A 26,801-nucleotide genomic window follows, 5' to 3' on the forward strand; every position below is an offset into this window, starting at 1 on the left:
TGGCACGCGGCTACTCGGCGGCAAACAGCCGCCTATGAGGCTGCGAAGTCCAGCAGGTCCCGGCCTAGTCGGGGGCGATGGGAGAGATGGAGCATGTGGGATCCGTTCTCGTAGATCAGCAGTTTGCTGTCTGCGATGAGGTCCGCGGAGCGCTGTCCGCAGGTGTGCAGCGGGGCGAATACATCGTGGTCACCGTGGATCACCAGCGCCGGCAGCGTAATTCGGCGAGCCTCGGTACGGAAGTCGGCCGCCACATTCGCCCGCATGCATTCGACGGCGGCGTGCAGCGACACTCGCATCCAGTCGCGGACAGTGGCCTCCCGCTCGAGCTGTGAAATGGTGCAGCCGGGTAGGTGGTCGCCGAACGACAGCCCGGCGTTGTCGGCGACCCAGTCGCCGTACTCGGTGCGGATCCTTTCCACCTGTGCCGCCGCGGCACTCGCGTCGACATCGAGGTACGGGGCCGTCGCGCCGACCAGCGCGATGCGTGAGACGCGCTGGTTGCCATGGCGGGTGAGATACCGGATGACCTCGCCGCCCCCCATCGAGTGGCCGACGAGCATGACGTCGGTCAACTCCAGCTGGTCCAGCAGCGCGGCCAGATCGTCTGCGAGAGTGTCGAATTCGTATCCGGTACCGGGATCGTCGGAACGCCCGTGCCCACGTCGGTCGTAGGCGACGGTCCGGTAGCCGTGCTCGGCCAGGTGCAGCATCGAGTGCTGCCACATGTCGCTGCTCATCAGCATGCTGTGCACGAATACGATCGGCCGGCCGGCGCCGTAGTCTCGATAGAACAGATCGGTTCCGTCGGGCGTGGTCAGGTAAGACATCAGCGGGCCTACGCGGCAGCCAGGGGGCGTGTGGTGAGCTGGTAGTCTTCCCGGATCCGGCCGTCACCGTCGAGGATCAGGAAAACGCGTGCCGCCCAATCGATCTCACCGGTACCGGTGACCAGCTGAATGGTGAAGCTGACGATGTCGCCGGAGCGGCGCGCGTCATCGGCGTGGGTCACCCTGTACTTCCCGCTGCCCACGAACTCGTCGTAGGCCTCGGTGATCCGGGTGTCGAGCTCGGCGAGCCCCTCGAAGCGAGCACCCTCGACGTACTCCACGCCGTTGTCGACCCACAATTCGGCGATTCCCTGACGGCGCACCAGCGCGTCGCGCTGGTTCCAGACCGCCGTGTAGCGGGCGACGACCGCGGTGTCTTCGTCGCCGGTGCGCTCGGTCGATTCGATCATGTGCCTCATGGCTGCGAGTGTCCTTTCCGCGACCCCCGATGAGCCGCTGACACCAGCCTCGGTGCTGCCGCCGCGGGACGGTCAAGTCGCAAAGAGGTGCGAACTCTCCCGTAGGGGGAGGTTGCACAATGGTGCTCGTGTCCGCCTACATGTCGATCGGGGATTTCTCCCGTGCCACCCATCTGACGGTCAAGACGCTGCGTCACTATCACCAGATCGGACTCCTCGCACCCGCCGATGTCGATCCGCACACCGGTTACCGCAAGTACTCCACCGACCAGCTGGCCACCGCGCAGATCGTGCGGCGATTCCGCGATCTGGACATGCCGCTCGAGCAGATCCAGGAGGTTCTCGAGGCGCCCGATCCCGGCACACGCAACGCACGCATCGAGACGCACCTGGAACGCCTGCACCAGCAGCTCGACCGCACCCGTCGCGCCGTGGACCAGTTGCGAAATCTACTGGGTGCAAACCCATCCGACGATGTCCCGATCGAGCTGCGTGCCACTCCGGTGACCACAGCCGCGGCCGTCACCGAGACCGTCTCCGCCGAGGATGGCCCGGCATGGTTGCAGGGCGCGCTGGGGGAACTCCATGCCACGCTCACCGCGCAGAAACTGGCACCGTCCGGTCCCGCCGGTGGCATCTACTCCGACGAGGTGTTCACCGACCATCGTGGTGAAACGACAGTGTTCGTACCGTGTACCGGCACCGTCCGCCCCATCGGCCGGGTGCGTCCGGCCGTGATTCCCGCGGCCGAACTGGCGGTGATATGCCATCCGGGCTCGCCGGTCGACGTCGACCGCACCTATGCGAACCTGGCCGACTACGTTGCCCGCAGTGCGCTCGGAGTGCCGGGGCCGATCAGGGAGTACTACGTCGTCGGCCCGCGCGAGACCATGGACGCTTCCCGATGGCGCACCGAAATCGGCTGGCCGGTATTTCTCACCAACACCGCGACAACCACCGCCGTTCCGGAGCGGTGACGCGACACAGGCATACTGGATAGCCGGATCGGTCCGAACGCAGCGGCGCGGCGGGTCGGCCGAGCCCATGCTCATCGCGCCCGCGCTGCCGTGGCGGGTGGGCGGTAGCCCGATCGGGAGGTATTGCGTGACGAGTATCGGTTCGCCCAGCGGCGAGGGAGCGCAGGATGCCGTGCTACCCCGGCGTTTCCACACCAAGGTGGAGGTTCGCTGGTCCGATATGGATGTCTTCCAGCACATCAACCACGCCCGAATGGTGACGCTGCTCGAAGAGGCGCGGATTCCCTGGCTGTTCGAGGACGACCGGCCGACCAAGGGCCTGCGCGCCGGCTGCGTGCTGGCCGATCTGCACGTGCAGTACAAGGGCCAGCTCCGGCACGAGGACACCCCGCTGGACGTGGCGATGTGGATCGAACGGCTGCGCGCGGTGGACTTCACGATCGGCTACGAGGTGCGCGCCGCGGGCGCGGCGCCGGATTCCCCGGCCGCGGTGCTGGCCACCACTCAGATGGCCGCCTTCGATATCGACACCCAGCGCCTGCGCCGCCTGACGTCGGTCGAGCGCGACTATCTGGCGCTCTGGAAGTGAATCGCGTACGTCCATGATGCCCGGATCACCGACACCCGAACCGCTCGCGCCCGGGCAGGGGACGCTGCGGATCCCCGATCCCGCCGAACGAGAGAATCTGGCCACCTTCGTCGCACGCGCTGTGCGCCTGGATCCGGCTGCCGTGATCCGGCTGCGTCGGCGCGGTGATCGATACGTATCGGCGTGGGCGGCGACGGGCTTCGAGGCGCTCGCGGTGCGCACGGTGGTCGGCGAGCTGGGCGTCGACGACGTCACCGCCGCGGGCGACGTCCTGCTGTCGGGTCTGCAGGGGCCCGCCGCGAACGGCCGCGTAGACCTGGGATTCTCGATGGACTCGGCCTGGCGCACCGCGCTTCCGCCGACGTCGGGATTCGCTCACATCGACGATGTTCCGGCCCGCACGCTCGTCGAATTGGCCGAGCGCGGTGCGGAATTGGCCAGCGAGCACGGCAGCGGTCACGGCCCGCCGGCCTCGTTGCTGGATCAGACGGTGCTCACGGTCACCGGCGAGGGGGACCGGGTCGAGGTCCCGATGCGGGTCGTATTCGCGCTGACCGCAATGGATTTCATTCCGCATGCGGGTGAACGCGCGGAAGCGCGGCGTATTGCCCCGGGCGAGATCGTCCGCGTGCGCGCCACCCGCACCTGGCTCCGCCTGGACGCCCGCTACGGCTCGGTGGCCCGCCGCCGCGGTCCCGCGCTGCTCGCGCGCTGACATTCGGGCGCGGCATCGACGTTCATGCCCGACCGATGTGGTCCGGAACGGTTCCGGCGTGATCCTCGGCGCTGTTCCGACCGGACGAGGTCGTCGTGAGCAGGGGCCGCAGGGGACCCGTCGAGAGCTTGGCGACCAGGGGAGTGGCGTACCGGCGGAGCAGGACCGCGGACACATAGCCGACGACGAGTCCCACGACGGCACCCACGGCGACATCGTGCGGGTAGTGCGCGCCGACGTAGACGCGCGAGACGCCCATGACCGCCGCGGCGATCAGCGCCCAGATCCCGAGCGCGCGGCTGACCAGTAGCAGCGCCGCGGCCATGGCGAAGACCACCACGGTGTGATTGCTGGGGAACGAGTAGTCGTCGATGGCGGGGCACTTCTCGAGCAGGAATGCGTGCGGGAAGCGGTAGCACGGCCGATGTTCGGCGAATATCAGCTTGATGGAGTCGTTCACCAGGTACGCGATGACCGCCGCGGCGGGCACGGCCAGCGCGGCGGTCATCGCCGTCGCGTCGCGTCGCCGGGCGATCCACCAGCCGATGAGGATGAGCACCACGAACAACCCGAATCCGAGGGTGCTGTACGCCGTCATCGGCGTGTTCAGCCACGTGGTGTCCCGCGCGAACCGGGTCATGTCGACATACCAGGATCCGTCGATGTTCGATACGTCCAGGCTCAGGATGGAGCCTGGCGACGGTGCTGCGGGCGCGGTCATATCCTCGATTCCTCGGTCGGGGCGCAGGTCCGCGCCGTCGTGGCCGACAAACCACAGTGACATACCGTCGCTGAGAATTCACTGAGCGATGTGGTGCCCTTGGCTTGACCTACGGCGCAGTTGTGTGCCCGAGTCTCGGCTCAGGCGACGCCGAGTAGCCGAAGCAGCGCGGTGGTGGCGGCCGCGGCCAGTGCCACAACGACAAGCGGGGCGCGCCGCCAGGCCAGGATCAAGGCGACCAGGACTCCGGCAGGGAGCGCGAAGTCGGTCCTGTGATGAGCGGGGACGAGCGTGGTGACCGCCAGCGCGATCAGCAGCACCACCGAGCCGATCTCCAGCAGTTGGGCGATGCGCGGCGCGAAGGTGATGCGACGGCGCAGCGCCGGACCCGCGAAACGAATTGCGTACGTACCGGTGGCGAGTGCGACCGCACCGGCGATCAGCGTGACATTCACGACGCCACCTCGCCGGTGCCGGACCTCACGGTCAGCACCGCATGTGGTGTTGCGGATTCGCGGATGCGCCCGCCATCCGTCGACGATTCGTGCGGCGTCGACGGCCCATGCTGTGTTGATGGCACACACTGCGTGGACACACGGCGCTCGGTCGACGATTCCCGCCGGGACGAAGGCCCGCACTGTGTTGACGGCCTGTGCCGTGTCGATGATCCGCCCGCGGTGCTGAGCGACGCCACGGACACCTCGGTCTGGACGCGCTGCACCGCTGGCATGCCGGAGGTTTCGGGCTGCGCCGACGCGTCGTTGTCCTGACTGCTCCGCCGACGCCTGTCCCGCAGTCTGCCGATGACGTCCCCCGCGGTCAGCGCCACATACGCGGCGGGCAATGCCAGCAGTACCGGCAGCCCCGCCGGCAGGAACGGTGTGGCGATCGCGGCGGCAGCGGCGCCCGCCAGGGCTGCGCGCCGTGTGTCCGGCTGGCGTAGGGCGGGGAGCGCCAACGCGATCAGAATCGCGGGGAAGATCGCGTCCAGGCCGAATTTGCCGGGATTCGGCACTGCGGTCCCGATGCCGACACCGAGCAGCGCGCCCAGCGGCCAGGCCAGCAGCACGCCCAGGCCGCACATCCAATACGCGGCGCGGCTGCGGGTAGGGTCGGATTCGCCCATGGCCAGTGCCACCGACTCGTCGTTCATCACGTGCGTGCCGATCAGGCGCCGCCAGCCGGTGCCCAGCACGTCGGGCAACGACAGCCCGTACGGCAGGTGCCGGGCATTGACCAGCAGCCCGGCCAGCACCGCGGGTGCGAGCCCACCACCGGCGGCAACGATGCCGACGAACAGGAATTCCGATCCGCCCGCGAGCACCAGCACGCTCAGCACGATGGGCAGCCAGGCCGGCAGGCCCGAGGTGACCGCGGTCGCGCCGTAAGACGCGCCGGTGACACCGACCGCCAGGCAGACGGTCGCGATACCGGTGAGGTCACCCCGATCCAGTGTTCGCCATATCGAACGCATGATTTCTATAATGAACACGGTCGGGACGGTTCGTCAACTGGGTGCCGGGCCCGCCCGGGTACCCTCTGAAGTCACCATGATCGAGCAGGGAAGTATCCAGGAGCCGGCACCGCAGGAAGTAATTGCCGCGGCCTTGCGCCGCGAACGCGGTCGATCCGGGCTGTCACTGACCGAGGTCGCCCGCCGGGCCGGGGTCGCGAAATCGACTCTGTCGCAACTGGAATCGGGCACCGGCAATCCGAGTATCGAGACCCTGTGGGCGCTGTGCACCGCCCTGGGCATTCCGTTCTCCAGTCTGCTGGAGCAGCCGCAGCCGCAGGTCAAGGTGATCCGGGCGGACGAGGGGCCGGTGCTCGCATCCGCGCGCTCGGAGTACACCGCGACGCTGCTGGCGGCCTGCCCGCCCAGTCCCCGTCACGACATCTATCGGATCGCCGCGGAGCCCGGGCAACCGCGCGATTCGGATCCGCATCAGCGTGGCGTCGTCGAGCATGTGGTGCTGGCCGCCGGCCGCGCCCTGGTCGGTCTCGCCGAGTCGCCCGTGGAGCTGAATCCCGGTGATTACATCAGCTATCCGGGAGATGCCCGGCATGTGTTCAAGGCGCTGGAGCCGGGTACGTGGGGGACGATGATCAGCGATTACATCTGATTCTCAACGGATTCGAGACGATAGACCCGTATTCGTTCGAGTGGCAAAGGATTCCGGAGATGTCAGCGATGACTGTCCGGGCCGCCCCATCCGCCCGGCGTCGGTGACGGGCGGTGTTGGGTCGGTGATGCGCTGTGCTTCAAGGATTTCCGGCAACGGTCTCAGTTCGACTCGGCGACAACGGTTTTCCACCAGGCGACTGTCCCGGCCGCAACCTCCGGCAGCGGGGTCGGCTTCAGGCCCAGCCGGGCCTCGCTCGCGGTGGAGTCGAAGAGGAACGGCCGTGCGAACTGGTAGTTCATCTCGGCCAGTTCGCGCATCGGCTCGTTGAACACGCCCATCCCACGCAGCGCCCAGCCCGGGATCCCCATGACCTTCGGCGCGGGCTTGCCCGCCGCGTCGGCCAGCAGCTGCACCAGCTCGCGGATCGACACCGCCGGTGCGGTCGGCGCGTGCAGGAAGCTGTTCCACAGTGTGCGGTCCTGCGCCGCGCGGATCATCGCGGCCGCGAGGTCGGGCATGTAGGTGAACGAGTGCGGCAGATTCACGTTGCCGAGGGCCTGAACGGACTTGCCGGTCAAGATGTTCGGCACCATGCGCTCACCGGCGTGTGAGTTCCGCACGTGCGGGCCGATGAAGTCCGCGGCGGCGACGCTGATCGTCGGGGTGGCCGACTCCTCGCGGGCCTTCAGCAGCGCCACTCGCACCGCAGGCTTGCCGAAATCGGCCTCGCGGGGTGTGTTTTCGGTCATCGGCCCGTCGACGGGGCCGTAGGCGTAGAGGCTCTCCGGGAACACGACCACGGCCCCGGCCTCCCCGGCGACCTCCATGACGGTCTTCTCGGTGGAGGGAAGTTCCGCCCACCAGGTGCTCGCGGCATACTTCGAGCCGTGAGTGCAGTGGTACACGGCCACCGCGCCGTCGACGGCGGCGGCCAGCTGCTCGCGCTGGGTCACATCCACGCGCCGGCGCTCGACCAGCGGGTGCTCGGGGCCGCTGCCGGAGCGGGTCAGGATGCGGACGCTCTTGCCCTCGGCGGCCAGTTGCTCGGCGACGGTGGTGCCGACGGGGCCTGCGCCGGTGACTACGTGCAGTTCGGACATTGTGCTCTCCATTTTGTTTTAGAGAGCGTTGCTCTCTGCTGATGAAGAGCATGCTCCTCTCGTGCCCGCTTGTCAAGAGCAGTGCTCTCATTTGTGAGCGCCGATCTGGAAGATGGCCTACCGGTCGCCAGGAAATGTGGTCCCACCAGCGGAAAGTTTCTCCTGCCGCGCAGCTGGGACGGCCGACCAGCCCCGCCCACGGACATCGCCGCGACATCACAGCTCGCGATTCGGAGCGGGCTGACGACTCTGTGCCGAGTGCCGATCCGCGGTGCGGTGCCATGCGGACGTGCGGCCCCGGCATCGGCAACTCCACCGTTCCCACGCGGCAACGTCGCAGCCTTGCGCCCAACCGGGGTACGACCGCAGGCGCGGACGGGTCGGCCCGTTCGCATCCGGTGCCTGGAATCATTCCGCCCGGCGAGCCGCAACCCCTCGCGGACCCCGGGTACGGCGATCGACCCGCTACCGCCACGACGTCGGGCTGTCATGGTGGGTGTCTTCGAGATGCCGGCCGCTCGGCAGCGGGGCGAGTCACCGCCCGATCAGGCGGCACCCTCCCCGAGATACTGCAACCACACCGGATCCAGGTCCGAGCTGGTCGACAGCAGCCGCCAATGCGGTCCCTTGGGTGCCACCATCGGATGATGCAGCGTCCAGCCCAGCTCGCTGAGCAGCTTGTCGGCCTTGCGGTGGTTGCACGGGGCGCAGGAGGCCACGCAGTTCTCCCACGAGTGCGCGCCGCCGCGGCTGCGCGGAATCACGTGGTCGATGGTCTCGGCCTTGCCGCCGCAGTACGCGCAGCGATTGCGGTCGCGGTGCATGAGTGCCGCGCGGGTCATCGGCACCCGCGCGCGATACGGCACATGGACGTAGTTGCGCAGGCGGATCACCGATGGCAGCGCGACGGACGCCTCGGCGGAATGTACGACGGGTCCCTCGGCATTGTGGTGGACGGCATCGGCCTTGTCGCAGATCAGCAGCACGATGGCGCGGCGTGCGGACAGGGCGGTCAGCGGCTCGTAGGTGGCATTCAGAAGCAACACCCGGCGCTTGACCCACGCGGCCGGTGGGGGATTTTCCAGGGTTCGATGCACGGGCGCATCGGGATGGGGGTGGTGATGGTCTGGTGTCGAATTGGCGGACAAGATGTGCAGCGGAGTAGCCCCCGACCCACGATTGTGGACGTCGGCGGGCTGGAGTTGTCGGTGCGCTCTCACCTCGTGTGACCGGGCGCCGTGCCGCTGCTTCATGGGGACCCCGAGTTCGTATAGTCCGGTTCATGTGGTATCTGGGCAGACACTGCCACCCAGTTGACCATGGAACTCGTACGAATGCACGGTGATTTCGCACATTGTCGGGCACGTTCGGGTTAACGGCAGATGTTGGGGTGGTGGTAGGCCCCGAGTCCCGGTCGGTACTCCCAGGATCCCGGAGCGGCGCCGGACCGTGGGATACGGTCCGATCTCGATTGCGTGCCGTGTTGGCGGGGGCGCCCGCGGCTCCGCGAGCGCGACCGGGGCGGACCGGGGCGGCGACTATGCTGCGAGTACGGCAGGTATTGCGCCGCGGCGGGGCTGTCGGCGCGTGCGCCACCGGGGTGATCCCGGAACCAATGCGATGAAGGAGCGAGTACGTGGCGGTTGAGCGTGGAGCCCTCGGGGCGGCGAGCACATCGAGCCAGGCGTCCCCGGCCGAGCCGGCGTCGTTCTACGTGGCGGTCGGCGGGGCCGAGACGTTCCACAAGCTCGTGGCGACGTTCTATCGCGAGGTGGCCCGCGACGAGGTGCTGCGGCCCCTGTATCCCGAGCAGGATCTCGGCCCGGCCGAGCGCCGGCTGCGGATGTTCCTCGAGCAGTACTGGGGCGGCCCGCGGACCTATTCCGACCAGCGCGGGCATCCGCGATTGCGGATGCGGCACATGCCGTTCCGGATCGGTCCCGTCGAGCGTGACGCGTGGCTGCGCTGCATGCACATCGCCGTGGGCGAGATCGATTCCGCGGCCATGGATGATGCGCATCGCCGCGCGCTGCTGGATTATCTGGAAATGGCGGCAAATTCGCTGGTCAACTCCCCGATCTAACGGTCGACGCGCAGAATCCGCTGCAACTCGGAGCTTTTCCGTATGACGGTCGGCGTCTGCCGATGATTTGCCAAAACTGGTCAACACTGCCGTGTTCGGGACCGGCCACCGGAAACCTTTGGCAGTATTGCAGGTTGTGACACCTTCATCACCTGGAGATCCGGCCGCGGCAGCGCCGGAATCGGGGGCCTGCGAGGTTGCGGACGCGGACGGGGAGTGGTGGCGGTCGGCGGTGTTCTACCAGGTCTATCCGCGCTCGTTCGCCGATTCCAACGGTGACGGCGTCGGCGATCTGGGCGGGCTCGTCGATCGGCTCGGCTATCTGGAACTGCTCGGCATCGACGCGTTGTGGATCTGCCCGGTGATGCGCTCACCGATGGCCGACGGCGGATACGACGTCGACGATCCACGCGATATCGACCCGCTGTTCGGCGATCTCGCGGTGTTCGACGAGCTGATCGCCGAGGCGCACGACCGTGGGATCCGGGTCACGATGGACCTGGTTCCGAACCACACCAGTTCGCGACATCCCTGGTTCACCGCGGCCTTGGCCGCCGGGCCGGACAGCCCCGAACGTGCCCGCTACATCTTCCGCGACGGACGCGGGCCCGGCGGCGACCAGCCGCCCAACAACTGGCCGAGCATCTTCGGCGGCCCGGCCTGGACCCGGGTGACCGAGGCGGACGGCAGGCCGGGGCAGTGGTACCTGCACATCTTCGCCGCCGAGCAACCGGATCTGAACTGGGACAATCCGGAGGTCATCGCGGATTTCGAGCAGACCATGCGGTTCTGGCTGGACCGCGGTGTCGACGGATTCCGTATCGACGTCGCGCACGGCATGGCCAAGCCGTCCGGCCTACCGGATATGGAGCGCGTCGAGACCAAGATGCTGGTGCACGACGACACCGATCCCCGGTTCAACAATCCCGCGGTGCACGACATCCATCGCCGGCTGCGCAAGGTGCTCGACGAATATCCCGGCGCGGTGTCCATCGGCGAGGTCTGGGTCGACGACAACACCCGCTTCGGGGAGTACGTGCGCCCGGACGAGCTGCATCTGGCGTTCAACTTCCGGCTCGCCGAGGCCGCCTACGATGCCGCGGAAATCCGTGCCGCGGTGAACAATTCGATCGAGGCGGTGCACGCCGTCGGCGCCGGTCCCACCTGGACGCTGTCCAATCACGACATCGAGCGCGAGGTCACCCGTTATGGCGGCGGCGCGGTCGGGCCGGCCCGCGCGCGGGCGATGATGCTGCTGGAGCTGGCGCTGCCCGGCGCGGTATTCGTGTACAACGGCTCGGAGCTGGGGCTGCCGAACGTCGACGATCTGCCCGACGAGGTGCTGCAGGATCCGGTGTGGGAGCGCTCCGGGCACACCGAGCGTGGGCGCGACGGCTGCCGGGTCCCGATGCCCTGGGAGGGAAAGCGGCCGCCGTTCGGCTTCACCACCGGCGAGCGGTCCTGGCTGCCGATGCCGGCGCAGTGGGCCGAGCTCACCGTGGAGGCCCAGCTCGAACGGCTGGATTCGATGCTGTCGCTGTATCGGATGGCCATCGAGTTGCGAAGTTCGCGACCGGAATTCGCCGGTTCGGGGCTGGACTGGTACGGCAGTCCGGCGGACTGCCTGGCGTTCCGGCGCACGGGCGGGCTGGTGTGCGCACTGAATGCCTCGGGCGCGCCGATCCCGCTGCCGCCCGGGGAGGTGTTGCTGGCCAGCGCGCCGATCGAGGGGAACATGCTGCCGGTCGACGCGGCCGCGTGGCTCGTGTAGGCGCGCGCACCCCGACACGGACCCACCACATGCTCACCAGTCGAACCGTCGCTCGGACGCATCGTCTACCGTTGGGCCGTGAGCATTCTCGAGACAGTGCTGATCTTTGTCGGCATCCCACTGGTGATCTACGGGGTGATCGCGGGGTTGTCGTTCCTCGGCAAGCCGTTCCCCGGGGAGAAGCCGGCCCACTACAACCTCGGTGAGAAGTGGACCGCGGATCCGGTGCTGTGGAGCGCGACCGACGAGGTGACCGGTTCCGGACACCACGAGACCTCGCACGGCACCCACGCGGCGATCGAAGCCGCCGAGTCGGACCTGATCGGAGGCCGGGCAAGTGGCAAGTTCTAACTGGAATTGGCCCGCGGTGGTCGAGGCCGACCTCCCGCACGGATACGTCGTGACGACGAGTGGACGCGTTTCCGGAGTCCACGAATCCGGCGACATGTTCCGGGAGGCGCCGTTCAGCGACACCGAGCGGCTGATCATGGACAACACGCTGACCGAGGTCACGCGCTCCACCAAGGTCAGGTTCAACATCTACATCGGCGACCTCGGCGCGGATGCCGCCGCCGGCGCGGACGCGATCTTCCCGGGTACCCCCGAGGCGGCGCGTTCGGTGCTCATCGCCGTCTCCCCGAACGACAACGCCGTCGAGGTCCGTTCGGGCCGCGACGTCGCCGATCGGGTCAACGACCGCATCTGTGAGCTCGGCGCGTCCGCCCTGCTCAGCTCGCTGCGCCAGGGCCAGCTGATCGACGGCCTGGTCTCCGCGGTCCGCGTCATGGGCGCGGCCATCGGCCGCCCGAGCTGACGTAGCGCCCGGCACAACCGAACAGCGTCGTGCACCCCGTGCGCCGATCGGCGCTCGCTCCAGTGACATGAGACGAGCGCAGGTCCGGGCACAGGGTGCGCGTGTGTTCTGCGACTGTTCCTCGAAGGTCGCCGAACCGGGTGCCGGGACACCTGGTCTCGCCGTGCAGGCGGAACCAGGTGCGCGCACCTGGGCCCGGGCGGCACGACCCGGTGGTACCGATGAGCGCCAACAGGATCACTCGGGCGACGGCCAGGCCTGGGCGCGGTCCCGCGCCGAGCCGGATGCGCGTTTCAGCGCTATCTGCTGTGAGCAGAATCGGGCCGTGAATCCGCTGGCGTGCTCGTAGGCTCAGGGCATGGCCCAGCACCCGCGACTCCATGCGATCCCCGGCGGACGGGACGATCGTCCGCGGCCGGACTCGGCTCGGCTCGGTGCGGAACCGGCATCGCCGCGGCCGGAATCGCCGCAACCGGATTCGGTGCGCGAGGCCCGGCCGGGTTCGGAACGGCCGCGGTTGCGTCTGGAACCCGCACAGCCGCAGTCCGATTCAGCCCACCGTGACTCGGCGCGGTCGCGGTCGGAGTCGGTCCGGCAGGCCCCAGCCCGGTTTCGAGCCGAGCCGGCGTCGGCCCAGTCGGAGCCGCTGTGGCGGGAGGCGCTGGGGCGCAGGCTGCGGGCGCTGCGGGCCGAACAGCGCGAGACGCTGGTCGAGACGGCGGGACGGGCTGGAGTCTCGCCGCAGTACCTGTCCGAGGTTGAGCGCGGGCGCAAGGACCCGTCGAGCGAGATGATCGCCGCCTTGGCCGGCGCCCTCGGCACCACCCTGATCGGCCTCACCGAACAGGTGGTCCGAGACCTGCACCAGCAGGGCCCCACCCCATTCGCCACCCCGGCTCCCCCACGCCGCTCCGGCCCGACGATGCTGGCCCTCGCCGCCTGATCGCTGTACACCCCGGTCGCTGCCCGCTGCCCGCTGCCCGCTGCCCGCTGCAACTGAGCCCGGGAATCCTGAAGCTGGCCCCAGCCCCAAAGTAGAACTGTCATGGTCCTGGATGGCGAGCGACAGCCACACGATGAAATGGCCGAACCAGACGCTGTATGTGATGGTCCGGCGCCGGGCACTGTCACGACCGGCGTCGACCTGGCGGCGGGCCAAGGTGGTTCCAGCGATGCCCACCCAGTTGAGACTGCTTAACAGCCGAGATCGATCAGCGTCGCAGGATGATGTGGACGGCGGCCATGCCGAAGCAGGCGAGTCCGAGGTCGGCGTTGCGATCGGCACAGAGATACGCCACCGGGCATATGATCCAGGCAGTGCTCTTGCCGCGATGTTGATGGGGTGGCTGAGGAGACGGAAGCATGCCCGCTTTGGTTGACCTTGCCATGGGGATCGCGCCCATCGCTGGTGGATTGGCTCTCGGTGCAGCGGCGGGATATCTGAAGGGCCCGGACGTCCGCAAGACGATCAAGCAGGATATGGAACTGCTGGACCGCATACCTCCGGAGGAAGTGGAGCGGCGCGCCGAACTCCAACGGACCATCGATAATCGCATCGACGACCTGGTCGCGATCGTCAATCGATACCGGCCGCTGCGCAGAGCGGCCGCCTCCTATCGCGGCGGCTTGCGCGACATCCTGCTGTTCATCTGCACGATTCTGTTTACGGCGGTCTGGTGGGGTGTCGATCATCATAAGAGCAGCTGGCTACCGATGTTCGTTGTGCTCGTTTTGATTTCAGTGTGGGCGGCCGTCTATGCATTCAGCAGTCTGCGCAGATCCCTACTCGCTTACCGGCGCATGAAGGACTGATCGACAGTGTGCGTGCCAGCCGGCGCCCCTGAGTCGCGCAGTTCCTTCCAGACAGCGACTCCTGCCAACGAGCCGCGTCAATCAGACCAAGGATGCACCTATGCCCGCTGATGACATGTCGATGCCCGATCCGATGGATGCTGCCGCGGCAGGCGACGCGGCGGCATATGCGTGCCGCGCTTGCGGCTGGAGCGACGCGCTCGGAAATACTGTTCGTGATCAAGAGCGCGCGAAGCTACTTTGGGGCTGGGGCCAGCTTCAGGATTCCAGGGCCAACTGGTCGTGTGGACTATCGCCGCGGCGGGTGACGAGCGGCCGTGGCGGGTGCTCCTGGCCCTGGACGAGAGCTCACCCGGATCGCCGGCGCCGACGGGCGGCTCGCCTTCCAGGCGGCCCACCCCGTCGGCGGCTGGGCGGATCGGGCCCGCGCCGATCAATCGGTTGCGGCGAGAATCTGATCGGCCAGGCCGTATTCCACGGCCGTGCGGGCGGTGAAGACGCGGTCGCGGTCAGTGTCGTGGCGCAGGGTTTCCACCGGTTGGCCGGTGTGTTCGGACAGGATCGCCTCGATTTCCGCCCGCATCCGGACCAGCTCGTCGGCCTGCAGGATCAGGTCGGGGATGGCGCCCTGACCGCGGCCCGCGGGCTGGTGCAGGACGGCGCGGGCGTGCGGGAGCATCGAACGCCGTCCCTTCGCGCCGCCCGCCAGCAGCACCGCGCCGACCGCGATGGCCTGGCCCACGCACGTGGTCACCACGGGGGAGTGCACGTGCTGCATGGTGTCGTACACCGCGAGCATGGCGGGCAGATCGCCACCCTCGCAATTGATGTAGAGGTGGATGTCCTGCCCGGGGCTGTCCGCGTCCAGGTGCAGCAGCTGCGCGATGAGCGCGTTGGCAACCCCGGAATCGATCGGCGTGCCCAGGTAGACAATGCGTTCGGTGAGTAGATGCGAGTAGACGTCCATGATCCGCTCGCCCCGCGGATGCTGGGCGATGACATTGGGAATCGTGTACGTCATCAGCTGATCCCCACTCGCTGGCGCTGCGGCACGACCTGACCGAACGACTCCACGATGTGATCGATGAAGCCGTACTCCCGAGCCTGCTCCGCGGTGAACCAGCGGTCGTGCAGGGAATCCTCGTAGATGCGGTCGAAGGGCTGCCCGGTGTCCGCGGAGATCAGGCCGAGCACGGTGTTGACCGTGTGCCGCAGGTCGTCGGCCTGCACCTCGACCTCGCCCGCGCTGCCCCCGATGCCCGCCGAACCCTGGTGCATCAGGATGCGCGCGTGCGGCAGGGCGAACCGCCGCCCCGGCTCGCCCGCCGACAGCAGGAACTGCCCGGCGCTGCACGCCAGTCCCAGCGCCAGCGTGGACACCTCGCACGGCACCAGCCGCATGGTGTCCCGGATGGCGAGCATCGAGGGCACCGAGCCGCCCGGCGAGTGGATCCACAGCGAGACCGCCCCGTCGGGATCCTCGGCGGCGAGCGTGAGCAGCTGCGTCATGAGCAGCGTGCCGTTGTCGTCGTCGAGCGCCCCGTCGAGCACCAGAATGCGCCGGCTGAGTAATTGCTCGCGCATTCGCCAGCTGAACATCGGAATCTTGTTGTCGTCGTGAGCCATACGTCCACGGTGCGCCGGGACCGTGCCCATTGTCGTCCGACGCTGCTCACGGCAGATCTGCCCACAGCAGCGAGACTCGCCGGAACCAGTGCCGCATGGTGTGATTCGGATCCTTTGCGCACAACCGCCCGTACTACAGGTTCGTGCGGACGGGTACCGGTGCGGTGCGGCGGTTCGGCGAGTCATTGTGACACTGCGCTCGTTTTGTACTGGTGCGCAATGCAATACGGCCGCATTCCCCCGGGTCCCGGAGGGAATGCGGCCGATTGTGCGGTCCCTGGGCTAGCGGGCGTCGAAAGCCCTTGCACGCAAGGAGCGTTCGACACCCGCCTTGCCCTCACTCACCAGGCGGTGCAGGGCCGGGGGATGACCGCCCGCGAGGAACTTGTCGGCCACGGCGACCGCCTCGTCGGTGATCGCCCAGTGCGGGTAGAGGCCGACGACGACGGTCTGAGCGACCTCGCTCGACCGGCGCTCCCACACCGCCGGAATGTCGGCGAAGTAGCGGTCCACGTACGGGGCCAGGAGATCAGCCTGACCGATGGGGGCGAAACCGGCGACGATCGCGCGGGTGGTGATGTTCGGCAGCGTGTCGTCGTTGATCACCGAGTTCCAGGCGTTCTCCTTCACCGCGGCCTGCGGGCGGGTCGTGGCGGCCGCGGCCGCCTGACGACGGCCCGCGGCGGTCGGATCGCGATCCAGCTCGGCATCGATGACCGGCGTGGCGATCCCGTCGGCGTCGATCACGCCGGCCGCGGCCAGCGCCTGCACGACCCGCCAGCGCAGATCGGTGTCGACCACCAGCCCGGCCAGGCCCACCTGCGCCGGATCGCCTTCGAGCAGCGCGCCCAGCACCTCGGTGTGCGCGGGCGAGAGGCGCGCGCCGGTCAGGGCGTTGACGAAGGCCAGCTGATGGTCCGACCCCGGCTCGGCCGCCCGGGCCAGCTCGATCAGGCGATCGGCGAACTCGGCCCAGCCCTGCGACTGCGCCCAGCCGGGATCGGCGTAACTGCCCAGCGCGGTCTGGGCCTGCATCAGAAGGCGCTGCACCACACCGATTTCCGACTCCGCGCCGACACCGCGCTGCACCAGCGCGACGAAATCGCGGGCCCGCAGCTCGGCCTGGCGGGTCATCTCCCAGGCCGCCGACCAGCACAGCGTGCGGGGCAGCGATTCGGCGATGTCGGCGATGCGCGTCGTGACCGTCGTCAGCGATTCCGGATCCAGGCGGACCGAGCAGTAGGTGAGATCGTCGTCGTTGACCAGCACCAGCTTGCCGCGCTCGACGCCGACCAGCTCGGGCACCTCGGTGCGCTCGGCGGCCGCGAGGTCGATCTCGACGCGCTTGGTGCGCACCAGCTTTCCGTCCTGCTCGTCGTACACGCCGATGGCCAGGCGGTGCACCCGGTACTCGCCGGCACCCGGCTGCGCACCGGATTGCACCACCGAGAACGAGGTGAACTTCCCATCGGACACCTCGAACTCCGGCCGCAGGATGTTCAGGCCCGTCGTCTTGAGCCACTGCGCACCCCAGCCGGAAAGGTCACGGCCCGAGGACTTTTCGAGGGCGCCCACGAGGTCGTCGAAGGTGGCGTTCCCGTAGGCGTGCTCGGTGAAGTAGTCCCGCAGACCCGCCAGGAACGGCTCGCGGCCCACGTAGGCGACCAGCTGCTTGAGCACCGAAGCACCCTTGGCGTAGGTGATTCCGTCGAAGTTCACCTCCACCGCGTCCAGGTCCGGAATGTCGGCGGCGATCGGATGGGTGGAGGGCAACTGATCCTGCCGGTACGCCCACGACTTCTCCACATTCGCGAATGTGGTCCAGGCGCTGGTGTATTCGGTCGCGGAGGTCTGGCACAGCACCGAGGCGAAGGTGGCGAACGACTCGTTCAGCCACAGATCGTCCCACCACTTCATGGTGACCAGGTCGCCGAACCACATGTGCGCCATCTCGTGTAGCACGGTCTCGCAGCGCCGCTCGTAGGAGGCGCGAGTCACCTTGGAGCGGAACACGTAATCTTCGAGGAAGGTGACCGCGCCCGCGTTTTCCATTGCGCCAGCGTTGAATTCGGGCACGAATAACTGGTCGTACTTGCCGAACGCGTACGGCACACCGAAATTCTCGTGGTAGAAACCGAATCCCTGCTTGGTCTCGGTGAACAGCCGCTCGGAGTCCATGTGCTCGGCGAGCGAGGCACGGCAGTAGATGCCCAGCGGGATGCTGCCGTGCGAGTCGGTGTAGGCGTCGGTCCACTTCGCATACGGGCCCGCGATCAGCGCGACGAGGTAGGTGCTCATACGCGGGGTGGTGGCGAAAGTGTGCCGGACGACCGTTCCGGTCTCCGGGGGTGGTGAGCCGGCGGAGCTGGCGGGGTGGCTAAGCACAGCAGCCTCGACCGTGGCACCGTTGGAAATCACCTCCCAGTCCTGGGGCGCGGTGACCGTGATGTCGTAGGTGGCCTTGAGGTCCGGCTGGTCGAAGCAGGCGAACATCCGCTTGGCGTCGGCGGTCTCGAACTGCGAGTACAGGTAGACCTTGTTGTCGGTGGGGTCGACGAACCGGTGCAGACCCTCGCCGGTGTGCGAGTACTCGCAGTCGGCCTCGACGACCAGCTCGTTGCGCTCGGCCAGGCCGGTCAGCGCGATCCCCTTGGACTCGTCGTAGTCGCCGATCTCGACGGGGGTTCCGTTCAGCGCCACGGAACGCACCCCGGCCGCGACGATATCGACGAAAGTCTCTGCGCCGGGTTCGGCCGTGAAGGTGACCGTCGAGCGGGAGACGAAGGTTTCGCCCGAGCCGGCCTCGGGGTTGGTCGGCTGGCCCGTCAGGTCCAGCTCGATGCGATAGTTCTCCACGCTGATCGTCGCGGCACGTGTGATGGCCTGCTCACGGGTGAGGTTCGGTGCGGACATCCAGACTCCTTCGCTGGTCGAAGAACATACCGGCGGGCCGCCCACTCCGGGGTGGGGAACGAGCGGCGGCGTCGGCTCGGTGCGTGGTGCGGACCGCGCCCCGCGGTGAGAGCGGCGACCGGCCGGTCTGACACGGTCCCGCGCGCCTGCGGGTGCGGATGCAACGATGCCCAGCTTGCCACGCCGCAGGGGAGTCGGGTGCGGGCATGCTGCGTGCGGGCCGTTCGCCGCAGTGCCCCAGGTGGCGGTGCCGTCCGCCTGGGCGCTTCGGGACGTGGGCATCGCCGACTCGGGATAGGGCACCGGATGCGGTGCGGGGGCGCGCTGTGTCGATGAGCGTCCGAATTGTTCCCGCGTCGCGCCAGTGGCATGGCGGTGTGCGAACGGACTCGGGGGGCGGCTCGGTAGGCTGTGCGGCGTCCGCGCCCTTCGGTACGTGCCGACAGGATGATCGCTGTCACCGCGCGTGGCAGCCCGAGCGGGATCGGACGTTTCATCGATGCGCAGACCAGGAGGACAGTTGAAGCACATCCACGCGGGCAAGGTGCGCGATCTGTACGAGGACGGCGATTCGCTGATCCTGGTCGCCTCGGATCGGGTGTCGGTCTACGACGTGGTGCTGCCGACGCCGATCCCGGACAAGGGCGCGCTGCTGACCCAGCTGTCGAACTGGTGGTTCGGCTATCTGTCCGACATTCCCAACCACGTGGTGTCGGCCACGGATGTGCCCGCCGAATTCGCCGGCCGCGCCGTCCGGGTCAAACCGCTGAAGATGGTGCAGGTGGAGTGCATCGCCCGTGGCTACCTGTCGGGCTCGGGCCTGAAGGAGTACGAGCGCACCGGCACGGTCTCCGGCATCGCCCTGCCGCCCGGCCTGCGAGAGGGCGACCGGCTGCCCGAGCCGATCTTCACCCCGAGCACCAAGGCCTCCGAGGGCCACGACGAGCCGATCACCTTCGACGATGTCGTGCGGCAGGAGGGCCGCGAGGTCGCCGAGCGCCTGCGCGAGCTGACCCTGGAGATCTACAAGCGCGGCGCCTCCTACGCCGCCGGGCGCGGGGTCATCATCGCCGACACCAAGGTCGAATTCGGCTGGGACGGTGAGGTTCTCACCCTGGGAGACGAGGTCCTCACCTCCGATTCCTCCCGCTACTGGCCCGCCGCCCAGTGGGAACCCGGCCACGCCCAGCCGTCCTTCGACAAGCAGTTCGTCCGCGACTGGTCCACCTCGACCGGCTGGAACAAGGAATACCCGGGCCCGGAGATCCCCGCCGACATCGTCGCGGCCACCCGCGAAAAGTATCGCGAGGCATACGAATTGATCACCGGTATCGAATGGGCGGGCACCCCGGCCTGAGCCGATTCAGCCCGCGCCCTTCAGTTTTCGCCAGCCGCCCGCGCGGTTGTTCGCGATGATCCCGCGGAACATCTCCGTCAACGCGGGGACATTGATCTTGTCGCCCTCGTAGACGGCGATGGTGCGGCCGGTCTTGTTCTCGTGCCCGCCGGTGATGATGCCGTGCGGATCGGGAACGATGCCGCCGTCGTAGAGGAATATGTTCACGTGGTCCTTGGTGGCCAGCAGGGCGCAGATATTGCCCTGTAGCACGAAATACGGCTGGACCGTGCGCTTGATCGTCTCGAGGACCTCGGGGTCGGCGTCGTGGACGATATCGCGCACCTGCCGGCAGATGTCGCGCTGCCACGGGGGCAGGGGATCGATGTAGGTGTCGACTCGCGGATCGGTCACGTACGTCATGCGGTGTCTCGGTTCCACAGCCGGGCGGCGCGCAGGGTGAGGTAGTCGCGTTCGGGGGTGCTGGCGGTGTGGTGGGCCGCGGCGGTGTAGCCGGCGATGGCGGCCTGCCGGTCGCCCGCCATGTCCTGCAGGTGGGCGCGGACGGCGTCGAGACGGTGGTTGCCGGTGAGGACGTCGGCGACGGTGTCGGTGACGGACAGGCCCGCGGCCGGGCCGTGGACCATGGCGGTGGCGACCGCGCGGTTCAGCGTGACCATCGGGTTAGGGGTCAGGCACTCCAATCTGGTGTACAGCAACAGGATTCGGTCCCAGTCGGTGTCCTCGGCGTGCCGGGCCTGCGCGTGCAGGGCCGCGATCGAGGCCTGGATGCGGTAGGGACCCTCGAGGCCGGCTGAGATCGCCGCGGTGGTGAGCCGGATGCCCTCGGCGAGCTGGCCCCGGTGCCAGCGGGTGCGGTCCTGTTCGGGGAGCGGGATCAGTTCGCCGCTGGTGCCGGTGCGGGCCGCGCGGCGGGCGTCGGTGAGCAGCATCAGCGCCAGCAGCGCGGTGACCTCGGGGTCGTCGGGCAGCAGGCGATGCACCATGCGGGCCAGGCGGATCGCCTCGGCCGACAGGTCGGTGCGCTGCAGGCTGGGGCCGCCCGAGGCGGTGTGTCCCTCGGTGAACATCACATACAGCACCTGCAGCACCGATTCGCGGCGATCGCGCCAAGCCGTGGCCGCCAGCGCGGGCGGCATGGCAAAGGGGCGCTCCAGGGTGGACAGGCGCTTCTTCGCCCGCGAGATACGCTGTGCCATCGTCGATTCCGGAATCAGGAACGCGCGCGCGATCTCCTCGGTGGACAGGCCGCCGACCGCGCGCAGCGTGAGCGCGATGGCGCTGGCGGGCGAGAGCGACGGATGGCAACACAGCACGAACAGCGTCAGCGTGTCGTCGCGCGCGGGCTGGACATCGTTGTGCTGCTCCATGTCTCGCACCGCGACCGCGATCTCGCGATGGCGCCGGGCGGCATCGGCACGCACCGTGTCGGCCATCCGCCGCTGCGCCACCTGAATCAGCCAGCCCCGCGGATTGTCCGGCAGTCCCGCGTCTGGCCACTGCGTCGCTGCCGCCAGCATCGCCTCCTGCACCGCATCCTCGGCCGCGTCGAAATCGCCGAATCGCCGCGCCAGCACGCCCACCACGATCGGTGCCAGCTCGCGCAGCAGGCAGGCGACCTCGGCGTGGGCCCCGGTTGTGGTCTCCGGCTGATGTGGTGTGCCCGCCGGGCCGTTCGAAACTCGGCTCGAATCCAGCTGAGCCTGGGGTGAACTCGCGTCTCGTCCCGGATCCGAGCCAGTTGCCCGCTCCGGGTCCGGCGCGGACGCGCCGAGCCCCGTGGCGGGCGCGTCGTGCCCTGGCCGCTCGGGCAGCGGTGTGTCGCGTCGGTCCGAGGGAGCGGAGTGTGTGCCCGCGGCCGGAGGCTCCGATTCGGCGGTACGGGCGCGGACCGAGCCGCCGGCCGGTGCGGCGGGCGATGGGGTGCAGGTGCCGGGTGCGTCAGGCATCGGCGGGTGGGGCATCCATGACCTGGCGCACCTCGATGTATTCGCCGATCGGCTTGCCCCCGGGGCCCGGGGCGGCCGAGGCCTGGGCGGCGATCTCGACCGCGCGCGCGGGGGTGTCGACGTCGATGATCCAGTACCCGGCGAGGAATTCCTTGGTCTCGGGGAAGGGGCCGTCGGTCACCACGGGGGCCGAGCGGCCGTCGGAGCTCACGATCCGCGCCTGGTCGGGGAAGGCCAGGCCCTGGGCGTCGACGAGTTCGCCGGACCCGCGCAGCTGTTCGCCCAGCATGCGCTGGAAGTCGATGTGCGCGGTGATCTCCTCGGGCGTCCACTCGCCCATCGGGGTGTCGCAGTAGGCGGCGGGCGTGTAGGTCTTCAGCAGCATGTACTTCATTTCCGGCTCCTCGCGTTCGTCGTCCGTACCGCTCCGGCCGCGACGGACGCGGCCCGGGCGGTGCGCTTACCGAGAGGTCGGAGCCCGCCGCGCGAAATCGACGTACCCCCGATGGTGAGCCCCGTCATAGCTCGGCCGACGTATCGGCCAAGCGCCGCGGGTCGACCGGATCACCGGACAGAATCAGCTCCTTGATGCGATCGCCGACGTCCCAGACGTTGACGTTCATCCCGGCCAGCACCCGGTTGCCCGAGTCGAGCCAGAAGGCCACGAACTCGCGGGCGCCGACGTCCCCGCGGGTCACCACCGTGGTCTGCTGGCCGGGCGCGACGTAGCCGGTGTATTCCATGCCGAGGTCGTATTGATCGGTGAAGAAATAGGGCAGCCGGTCGTAGGTGGCCGGTTTGCCCAGCATCGTGAGCGCCGCGACCGCGGGTTGATTGAGCGCATTGGCCCAGTGCTCCACCCGGACGCGCCGCCCCAGCACCGGATGCTGCTGATCGGCGATGTCGCCGACGGCGACGATGTCCGGGTCGCTGGTGGACAGGCTCTCATCGACCAGCACCCCGCCCTCGACCGCGAGCCCGGCGTCCACGGCCAGTTCGGTATTGGGCCGCGCGCCGACGCCCAGGAGCACCGCATCGGCCTCGATCACGGTGTCGTCGCCCAGCCGCACCCCGGCGACGCGGCCCTCGGCGGTGCGGATCTCGGCGACCGTCACATCGCATCGCAGATCGACCCCGTGCGCGCGGTGCAGGTCGGCGAACACCACACCCATCTCCGGCCCCATCGCGGCCAGTAGCGGCGCGGACATGGCCTCGAGGACCGTGACCTCGACACCGGCCGCGCGGGCCGCGGCCGTCACCTCTAGCCCGATCCATCCCGCGCCGATCACCGCCAGCCTCCGGATCGAGCCGAACAACTCGACGAGCGCATCGGACTCCTCGATGGTCCGCAGCACGTGTACGCCCTGCGCATCGGCGCCCGGAATTCGCAGCCGCCGCGCCCGCGACCCGGTGGCCAACGCCAGCTTGTCGTACGGCAGTGTCGAACCATCCGGCAGCGCAACGGTTTTCGAGGCCCGGTCGATCGTTGATACCGCGGTGCCGAGCATTACCTCGACGTGGTGGTCCCGATACCACTGCGCGGGCTGCACCGTGAACTCGGCCAGCGCCTTCTTACCCAGCAGGTGTTCCTTGGACAGCGGTGGCCGCTCGTACGGCAGTTGCTCCTCCGCCGCGAGTAGCGTGAGGGAACCCTCGAAGTCGTTGTCGCGTAACGCCTCGGCGAGCTTGGCCGCGGCGAGACCGCCGCCGACGATGACGAACCTGGAATCTGTGGTCATGAAAACCCTCCGTGCGCCGGGAACCAGGCTGTCCTCGACCCTACTGCGACCAACCGACACGGTTCGGGAAATATCCGGAACTTTCCGTCGTTGATGAGAATTGACGGCGGCAGTGTCGCCGCTTCCCGCACTTCGAGAGGATATTGACGTGAGCGATGCGACGAACGGCGCCAAGGACCGGGTGGACTTCTGGTTCGATCCGCTGTGCCCCTGGTGCTGGATCACCTCCCGCTGGATTCTGGAGGTCGAGAAGGTCCGGGACATCGAGACGAACTTCCACGTGATGAGCCTGGCCGTGCTCAACGAGGGCCGCGATCTGCCCGAGCAGTACGCCGAGATGATGAAGACGGCCTGGGGTCCGGTGCGGGTGGCCATCGCCGCCGCCCAGGATCACGGCGACAAGGTCCTGGCCCCGCTCTACACCGCGATGGGCACCCGCATTCACAACCGCAAGGAGGAGTACGCGCGCGAGGACCGCGCCGAGATGTTCGCCCTGGTGGTCGCCGAGGCGCTGGCCGAGACGGGCCTGCCCGCCGAGCTGGCCGCGGCCGCCACCAGCGCCGAGTACGACGAGGCGCTGCGCGTGAGCCACCACGCGGGCATGGACAAGGTCGGCCCGGACGTGGGCACCCCCACCATCCACATCAACGGCGTGGCGTTCTTCGGCCCGGTGCTCTCGCGCATCCCGCGCGGCGAGGAGGCCGGAAAGGTGTGGGACGGTGCGGTCGCCCTGGCGTCCTACCCGCACTTCTTCGAGCTCAAGCGCACCCGCACCGAGGATCCGCAGTTCGACTGAGCGCACCCACCCGGATTGCACCGGTGGAGGTGTCGGCCCCGCGGTTCCGCGGCTCGCGGGGCCTGACACAATCGCTGCCATGCGCGTATACCTGGGTGCCGACCATGCCGGCTTCGAGCTGAAGAACCACATCAAGGATCACCTGGAGAAGGCCGGACACGAGGTGTTCGACTCCGGCGCCCACGAGTACGACGCCGTGGACGACTACCCGGCGTTCTGCATCGACGCCGCGCGCCGCGTGGTCGCCGACCCGGGCAGCCTCGGCATCGTGATCGGCGGCAGCGGCAACGGCGAGCAGATCGCCGCGAACAAGGTGCCCGGCGCCCGCTGCGCGCTGGCCTGGAGCATCGAGACCGCGCAGCTGGCCCGCCAGCACAACAACGCGCAGCTGATGGGCATCGGCGGCCGCATGCACCCGCTCGAGGACGCGCTGGCCATCGTCGACGCCTTCATCACGACCCCGTGGTCGGGCGAGGACCGGCACCAGCGTCGCATCGACATCATCTCCGAGTACGAGAAGTCCGGCGTGGCGCCGGAGGTTCCCGTCGCCTGACAACCGTCCGCGGGCGGGCGCGGATCGTCGGTCGTAGCGCCGATGTCGTCCGCGCCCCGCACCGTGCGGTCGTCGGGTCCGGGACAGGAGGTACGCGGCGCTCATGCCGGAGGGACATACGCTGCATCGCCTGGCGAAGGCGCATCACGCGCGGTTCGCCGGCGGTGTGGTCCGGGTATCCAGTCCTCAGGGTCGCTTCGCAGACGGGGCAGCGCTGGTGGACGGGCGGGTGCTCGTGCGTGCCGAGGCGTGGGGCAAACATCTTCTGCACCACTATGATTCGGGGCTCGTGGTGCACGTGCACCTCGGGCTGTACGGGAAGTTCACCGAATCGACAGGGCCGCTGGGGGATCCGGTCGGGCAGGTGCGCATGCGGATGGCCGGGGCCGGCAAGTCCGGAGCGGAGCTGTACGGGGCCGACCTGCGCGGTCCGACCGCATGCGAGGTGCTGCACGATCCGGAGGTCACCGCGCTCACCGCGCGGCTGGGCCCGGATCCGTTGCGCCGCAACGCCGATCCCGGCCAGGCCTGGCATCGCATCCACCGGTCTGCGCGCTCGCTGGGTGCGCTGCTGATGGACCAGAGTGTGCTGGCCGGGGTCGGCAACGTATACCGGGCGGAAGTCCTTTTCCGCCACGGCATCTCACCGTATCGTCCCGGAAAATCGTTGAGCCGCACCGAATGGGACGCCATGTGGGCGGACCTGGTGGAGCTAATGAAGGTAGGGGTCCGCCGCGGCAAGATGCACGTCGTCCGCGCCGAGCACGACCACGGCGCCCCGTCCTACGCCGCGGACCGGCCCCGCACTTACGTCTATCGCCGCGTCGGTGAACCCTGCCGGTTGTGCGGCACCCCGGTCCTGCATTCGGTGATGGACGCGCGAAACCTGTTCTGGTGCCCTACCTGTCAACCTTCTTGAGCTGGCGGAATGGCGATATCGGAGATGCCGCCCGCCGCCGCCGTGAACCGGGCCGCGGTGGCACGGAGTTCGCGGGCCAGGTCGGGTGCGTCGAGGACATCGAAGTCGACGGTCAGCGCGCCGAGCAGGAAGGTCAGGGCGCGGGGGTCTTCCGAGCCGATGTGCAACAGGCAGTACCGATCGTCGAGGGGTTCGAGGCGACCGTAGGTGGCGGTGGCGCGCGCCGCGTCGGAGTCGGCGGGGGCGTGTAGGCACAGGGTGGCTCGGTAGGGCCAGCGCTGGGCGATGCCGCGGGCGACGAAGGCGGCGGCATCGTCGCCCGGCAGGGCGCGGGGCGGAAAGCGCGGGCCCGCAGGGGTTTTCGGCTCCATGCGGTCTACCCGGAAGGTGCGCCAGTCGTCGCGGCCGAGGTCCCAGGCCACCAGATACCAGCGTCGGCCCCAGCTCACCAGCTGGTGGGGCTCGACGGTCCGTGTCGAGTCCGAGCCCGCGTATCGGAAGCGCAACTGCTGCTCGTCGCGGCAGGCCGCGGCGATCGTGGTGAGGACATCGGCGCCGACGGTGGGGATGGTCTCGGGGGTCCGCACGATGGCGATCTGCAAGGCGTCCACCCGGTTTCGCAGCCGGTCGGGCAGGACCTGCTCGAGTTTGACCAGCGCACGTAGCGCGGTCTCGCCCTGCCCGGCGACGCCGCTGCCGGTGGCGGTGCGCAGGGCGATCGCGATGGCCACCGCCTCCTCGTCGTCGAGCAGCAGTGGCGGCAGCTCCGCGCCCGCGCCGAGCCAGTAGCCGCCGGTGATGCCCTTGGCGGCCTGCACCGGATAGTCCAGGTCACGGAGCTTGTTGATGTCGCGCCGCACCGTGCGGGTGGTGATGCCCAGCCGATCCGCCAGCTCCTGACCGGACCATTCGCGGCGCATCTGCAGCAGGCCGAGCAGGCGCAGCAGGCGGCCGGAGGTTTCTTTCATACCGAAAATTGTGCCAGGACTATA

Annotated in this window: 28 protein-coding genes and 1 pseudogene; 14 read left to right on the top strand and 15 right to left on the bottom strand. The window is 68.7% G+C overall.

What is annotated here, in order from left to right; translation table 11 throughout:
- Positions 1-32: 32 nt before the first annotated feature.
- Together ABH933_RS27615 and ABH933_RS27620 are read right to left on the bottom strand one after the other, a co-directional pair.
- The gene (locus ABH933_RS27615) at positions 33-830 is read right to left on the bottom strand and encodes an alpha/beta fold hydrolase (RefSeq protein WP_429412898.1); all 798 of its coding nucleotides are present in this window, start codon (positions 828-830) and stop codon (positions 33-35) included.
- Between the two features lie 8 nt (positions 831-838).
- Positions 839-1,249 carry a hypothetical protein gene (locus ABH933_RS27620; protein ID WP_429412900.1) on the bottom strand — a complete coding sequence of 137 codons (411 nt, stop codon included), beginning with the start codon at positions 1,247-1,249 and terminating at the stop codon, positions 839-841.
- Between the two features lie 119 nt (positions 1,250-1,368).
- Here ABH933_RS27620 and ABH933_RS27625 point away from each other — a divergent pair, with 119 nt between their 5' ends.
- From ABH933_RS27625 to ABH933_RS27635, 3 genes are all read left to right on the top strand, one after another.
- Positions 1,369-2,226, top strand: coding sequence for a MerR family transcriptional regulator (locus ABH933_RS27625; RefSeq protein WP_429412902.1), 858 nt, complete (start codon positions 1,369-1,371; stop codon positions 2,224-2,226).
- Between the two features lie 127 nt (positions 2,227-2,353).
- Positions 2,354-2,815 (top strand): acyl-CoA thioesterase, encoded by a 462-nt coding sequence (locus ABH933_RS27630; RefSeq protein ID WP_308166606.1) that lies wholly within the window; start codon positions 2,354-2,356, stop codon positions 2,813-2,815.
- A 13-nt stretch (positions 2,816-2,828) separates the two neighbouring features.
- Positions 2,829-3,530 carry a hypothetical protein gene (locus ABH933_RS27635; RefSeq protein ID WP_429412905.1) on the top strand — a complete coding sequence of 234 codons (702 nt, stop codon included), beginning with the start codon at positions 2,829-2,831 and terminating at the stop codon, positions 3,528-3,530.
- 22 nt (positions 3,531-3,552) lie between these two features.
- Here ABH933_RS27635 and ABH933_RS27640 read toward each other — a convergent pair whose 3' ends face one another.
- The 3 genes and pseudogenes from ABH933_RS27640 to ABH933_RS27650 all read right to left on the bottom strand — a co-directional run.
- Entirely contained in the window at positions 3,553-4,314 is a 762-nt protein-coding gene (locus ABH933_RS27640; protein ID WP_429412907.1) for a phosphatase PAP2 family protein, read from the bottom strand.
- A gap of 77 nt (positions 4,315-4,391) precedes the next feature.
- The gene (locus tag ABH933_RS27645; protein ID WP_429412909.1) at positions 4,392-4,706 is read right to left on the bottom strand and encodes an AzlD domain-containing protein; all 315 of its coding nucleotides are present in this window, start codon (positions 4,704-4,706) and stop codon (positions 4,392-4,394) included.
- A 356-nt stretch (positions 4,707-5,062) separates the two neighbouring features.
- A pseudogene (locus tag ABH933_RS27650) lies at positions 5,063-5,725 on the bottom strand (AzlC family ABC transporter permease); the annotation flags it as partial.
- Positions 5,726-5,801: 76 nt separating this feature from the next.
- On the opposite strand from ABH933_RS27650, the gene ABH933_RS27655 reads away from it, so the two are divergent.
- Positions 5,802-6,374: a helix-turn-helix domain-containing protein gene (locus tag ABH933_RS27655; protein WP_429415528.1), complete on the top strand. Its 573-nt coding sequence runs from the start codon at positions 5,802-5,804 to the stop codon at positions 6,372-6,374.
- Positions 6,375-6,535: 161 nt separating this feature from the next.
- On the opposite strand, the gene ABH933_RS27660 is transcribed toward ABH933_RS27655, so the two are convergent.
- On the bottom strand, positions 6,536-7,477 hold the full coding sequence (locus ABH933_RS27660; protein ID WP_429412911.1) for an NAD-dependent epimerase/dehydratase family protein: 942 nt from the start codon (positions 7,475-7,477) through the stop codon (positions 6,536-6,538).
- Between the two features lie 545 nt (positions 7,478-8,022).
- Positions 8,023-8,730, bottom strand: a complete 708-nt coding sequence (locus tag ABH933_RS27665; protein ID WP_429412913.1) for an HNH endonuclease — start codon at positions 8,728-8,730, stop codon at positions 8,023-8,025.
- 461 nt (positions 8,731-9,191) lie between these two features.
- Here ABH933_RS27665 and ABH933_RS27670 point away from each other — a divergent pair, with 461 nt between their 5' ends.
- From ABH933_RS27670 to ABH933_RS27695, 6 genes are all read left to right on the top strand, one after another.
- Positions 9,192-9,560: a globin gene (locus ABH933_RS27670; protein WP_429415531.1), complete on the top strand. Its 369-nt coding sequence runs from the start codon at positions 9,192-9,194 to the stop codon at positions 9,558-9,560.
- A 232-nt stretch (positions 9,561-9,792) separates the two neighbouring features.
- Positions 9,793-11,331 carry a glycoside hydrolase family 13 protein gene (locus tag ABH933_RS27675; protein WP_429415534.1) on the top strand — a complete coding sequence of 513 codons (1,539 nt, stop codon included), beginning with the start codon at positions 9,793-9,795 and terminating at the stop codon, positions 11,329-11,331.
- Positions 11,332-11,409: 78 nt separating this feature from the next.
- Positions 11,410-11,682, top strand: coding sequence for an aa3-type cytochrome oxidase subunit CtaJ (gene ctaJ / locus ABH933_RS27680; protein ID WP_429412915.1), 273 nt, complete (start codon positions 11,410-11,412; stop codon positions 11,680-11,682).
- Complete coding sequence (locus ABH933_RS27685) at positions 11,669-12,145, top strand: DUF5130 family protein (RefSeq protein ID WP_308166607.1); 477 nt, start codon at positions 11,669-11,671, stop codon at positions 12,143-12,145. The genes ctaJ and ABH933_RS27685 overlap by 14 nt, the downstream gene beginning before the upstream one ends.
- A gap of 646 nt (positions 12,146-12,791) precedes the next feature.
- Positions 12,792-13,088 carry a helix-turn-helix domain-containing protein gene (locus ABH933_RS27690; protein ID WP_429415537.1) on the top strand — a complete coding sequence of 99 codons (297 nt, stop codon included), beginning with the start codon at positions 12,792-12,794 and terminating at the stop codon, positions 13,086-13,088.
- Positions 13,089-13,507: 419 nt separating this feature from the next.
- Entirely contained in the window at positions 13,508-13,957 is a 450-nt protein-coding gene (locus ABH933_RS27695) for a hypothetical protein (protein WP_429412918.1), read from the top strand.
- Between the two features lie 433 nt (positions 13,958-14,390).
- Here ABH933_RS27695 and ABH933_RS27700 read toward each other — a convergent pair whose 3' ends face one another.
- The 3 genes from ABH933_RS27700 to pepN form a co-directional block, all read right to left on the bottom strand.
- Entirely contained in the window at positions 14,391-14,981 is a 591-nt protein-coding gene (locus ABH933_RS27700) for a ClpP family protease (protein WP_429415540.1), read from the bottom strand.
- Positions 14,978-15,583 carry a ClpP family protease gene (locus tag ABH933_RS27705; RefSeq protein WP_215917645.1) on the bottom strand — a complete coding sequence of 202 codons (606 nt, stop codon included), beginning with the start codon at positions 15,581-15,583 and terminating at the stop codon, positions 14,978-14,980. The genes ABH933_RS27700 and ABH933_RS27705 overlap by 4 nt, the downstream gene beginning before the upstream one ends.
- 282 nt (positions 15,584-15,865) lie before the next feature.
- Positions 15,866-18,496 (bottom strand): aminopeptidase N, encoded by a 2,631-nt coding sequence (gene pepN, locus ABH933_RS27710; RefSeq protein ID WP_429412920.1) that lies wholly within the window; start codon positions 18,494-18,496, stop codon positions 15,866-15,868.
- A gap of 499 nt (positions 18,497-18,995) precedes the next feature.
- On the opposite strand from pepN, the gene ABH933_RS27715 reads away from it, so the two are divergent.
- Complete coding sequence (locus ABH933_RS27715; protein WP_429412922.1) at positions 18,996-19,853, top strand: phosphoribosylaminoimidazolesuccinocarboxamide synthase; 858 nt, start codon at positions 18,996-18,998, stop codon at positions 19,851-19,853.
- A gap of 6 nt (positions 19,854-19,859) precedes the next feature.
- On the opposite strand, the gene ABH933_RS27720 is transcribed toward ABH933_RS27715, so the two are convergent.
- The 4 genes from ABH933_RS27720 to ABH933_RS27735 all read right to left on the bottom strand — a co-directional run bounded on the left by ABH933_RS27720 (position 19,860) and on the right by ABH933_RS27735 (position 23,541).
- Entirely contained in the window at positions 19,860-20,255 is a 396-nt protein-coding gene (locus ABH933_RS27720) for a DUF1801 domain-containing protein (RefSeq protein ID WP_429412924.1), read from the bottom strand.
- Entirely contained in the window at positions 20,252-21,802 is a 1,551-nt protein-coding gene (locus tag ABH933_RS27725; protein WP_429412926.1) for a sigma-70 family RNA polymerase sigma factor, read from the bottom strand. The genes ABH933_RS27720 and ABH933_RS27725 overlap by 4 nt, the downstream gene beginning before the upstream one ends.
- The gene (locus ABH933_RS27730; protein ID WP_215917650.1) at positions 21,795-22,196 is read right to left on the bottom strand and encodes a YciI family protein; all 402 of its coding nucleotides are present in this window, start codon (positions 22,194-22,196) and stop codon (positions 21,795-21,797) included. Before ABH933_RS27730 ends, ABH933_RS27725 begins: the two co-directional genes overlap by 8 nt.
- Positions 22,197-22,320: 124 nt before the next feature.
- Entirely contained in the window at positions 22,321-23,541 is a 1,221-nt protein-coding gene (locus tag ABH933_RS27735; protein WP_429412928.1) for an NAD(P)/FAD-dependent oxidoreductase, read from the bottom strand.
- Between the two features lie 148 nt (positions 23,542-23,689).
- Here ABH933_RS27735 and ABH933_RS27740 point away from each other — a divergent pair, with 148 nt between their 5' ends.
- From ABH933_RS27740 to ABH933_RS27750, 3 genes are all read left to right on the top strand, one after another.
- The gene (locus ABH933_RS27740) at positions 23,690-24,337 is read left to right on the top strand and encodes a DsbA family protein (RefSeq protein WP_429412930.1); all 648 of its coding nucleotides are present in this window, start codon (positions 23,690-23,692) and stop codon (positions 24,335-24,337) included.
- Between the two features lie 79 nt (positions 24,338-24,416).
- Positions 24,417-24,890, top strand: a complete 474-nt coding sequence (locus ABH933_RS27745; RefSeq protein WP_215917653.1) for a ribose-5-phosphate isomerase — start codon at positions 24,417-24,419, stop codon at positions 24,888-24,890.
- 103 nt (positions 24,891-24,993) lie between these two features.
- Positions 24,994-25,809 carry an Fpg/Nei family DNA glycosylase gene (locus ABH933_RS27750; protein WP_429412932.1) on the top strand — a complete coding sequence of 272 codons (816 nt, stop codon included), beginning with the start codon at positions 24,994-24,996 and terminating at the stop codon, positions 25,807-25,809.
- On the opposite strand, the gene ABH933_RS27755 is transcribed toward ABH933_RS27750, so the two are convergent.
- Entirely contained in the window at positions 25,797-26,777 is a 981-nt protein-coding gene (locus ABH933_RS27755) for a helix-turn-helix transcriptional regulator (protein WP_429412934.1), read from the bottom strand. The genes ABH933_RS27750 and ABH933_RS27755 overlap by 13 nt on opposite strands.
- Positions 26,778-26,801: the final 24 nt, after the last annotated feature.

It is taken from the genome of Nocardia sp. GP40 (genome assembly GCF_050434125.1).
Taxonomy (GTDB): Bacteria; Actinomycetota; Actinomycetes; order Mycobacteriales; family Mycobacteriaceae; genus Nocardia; species Nocardia albiluteola.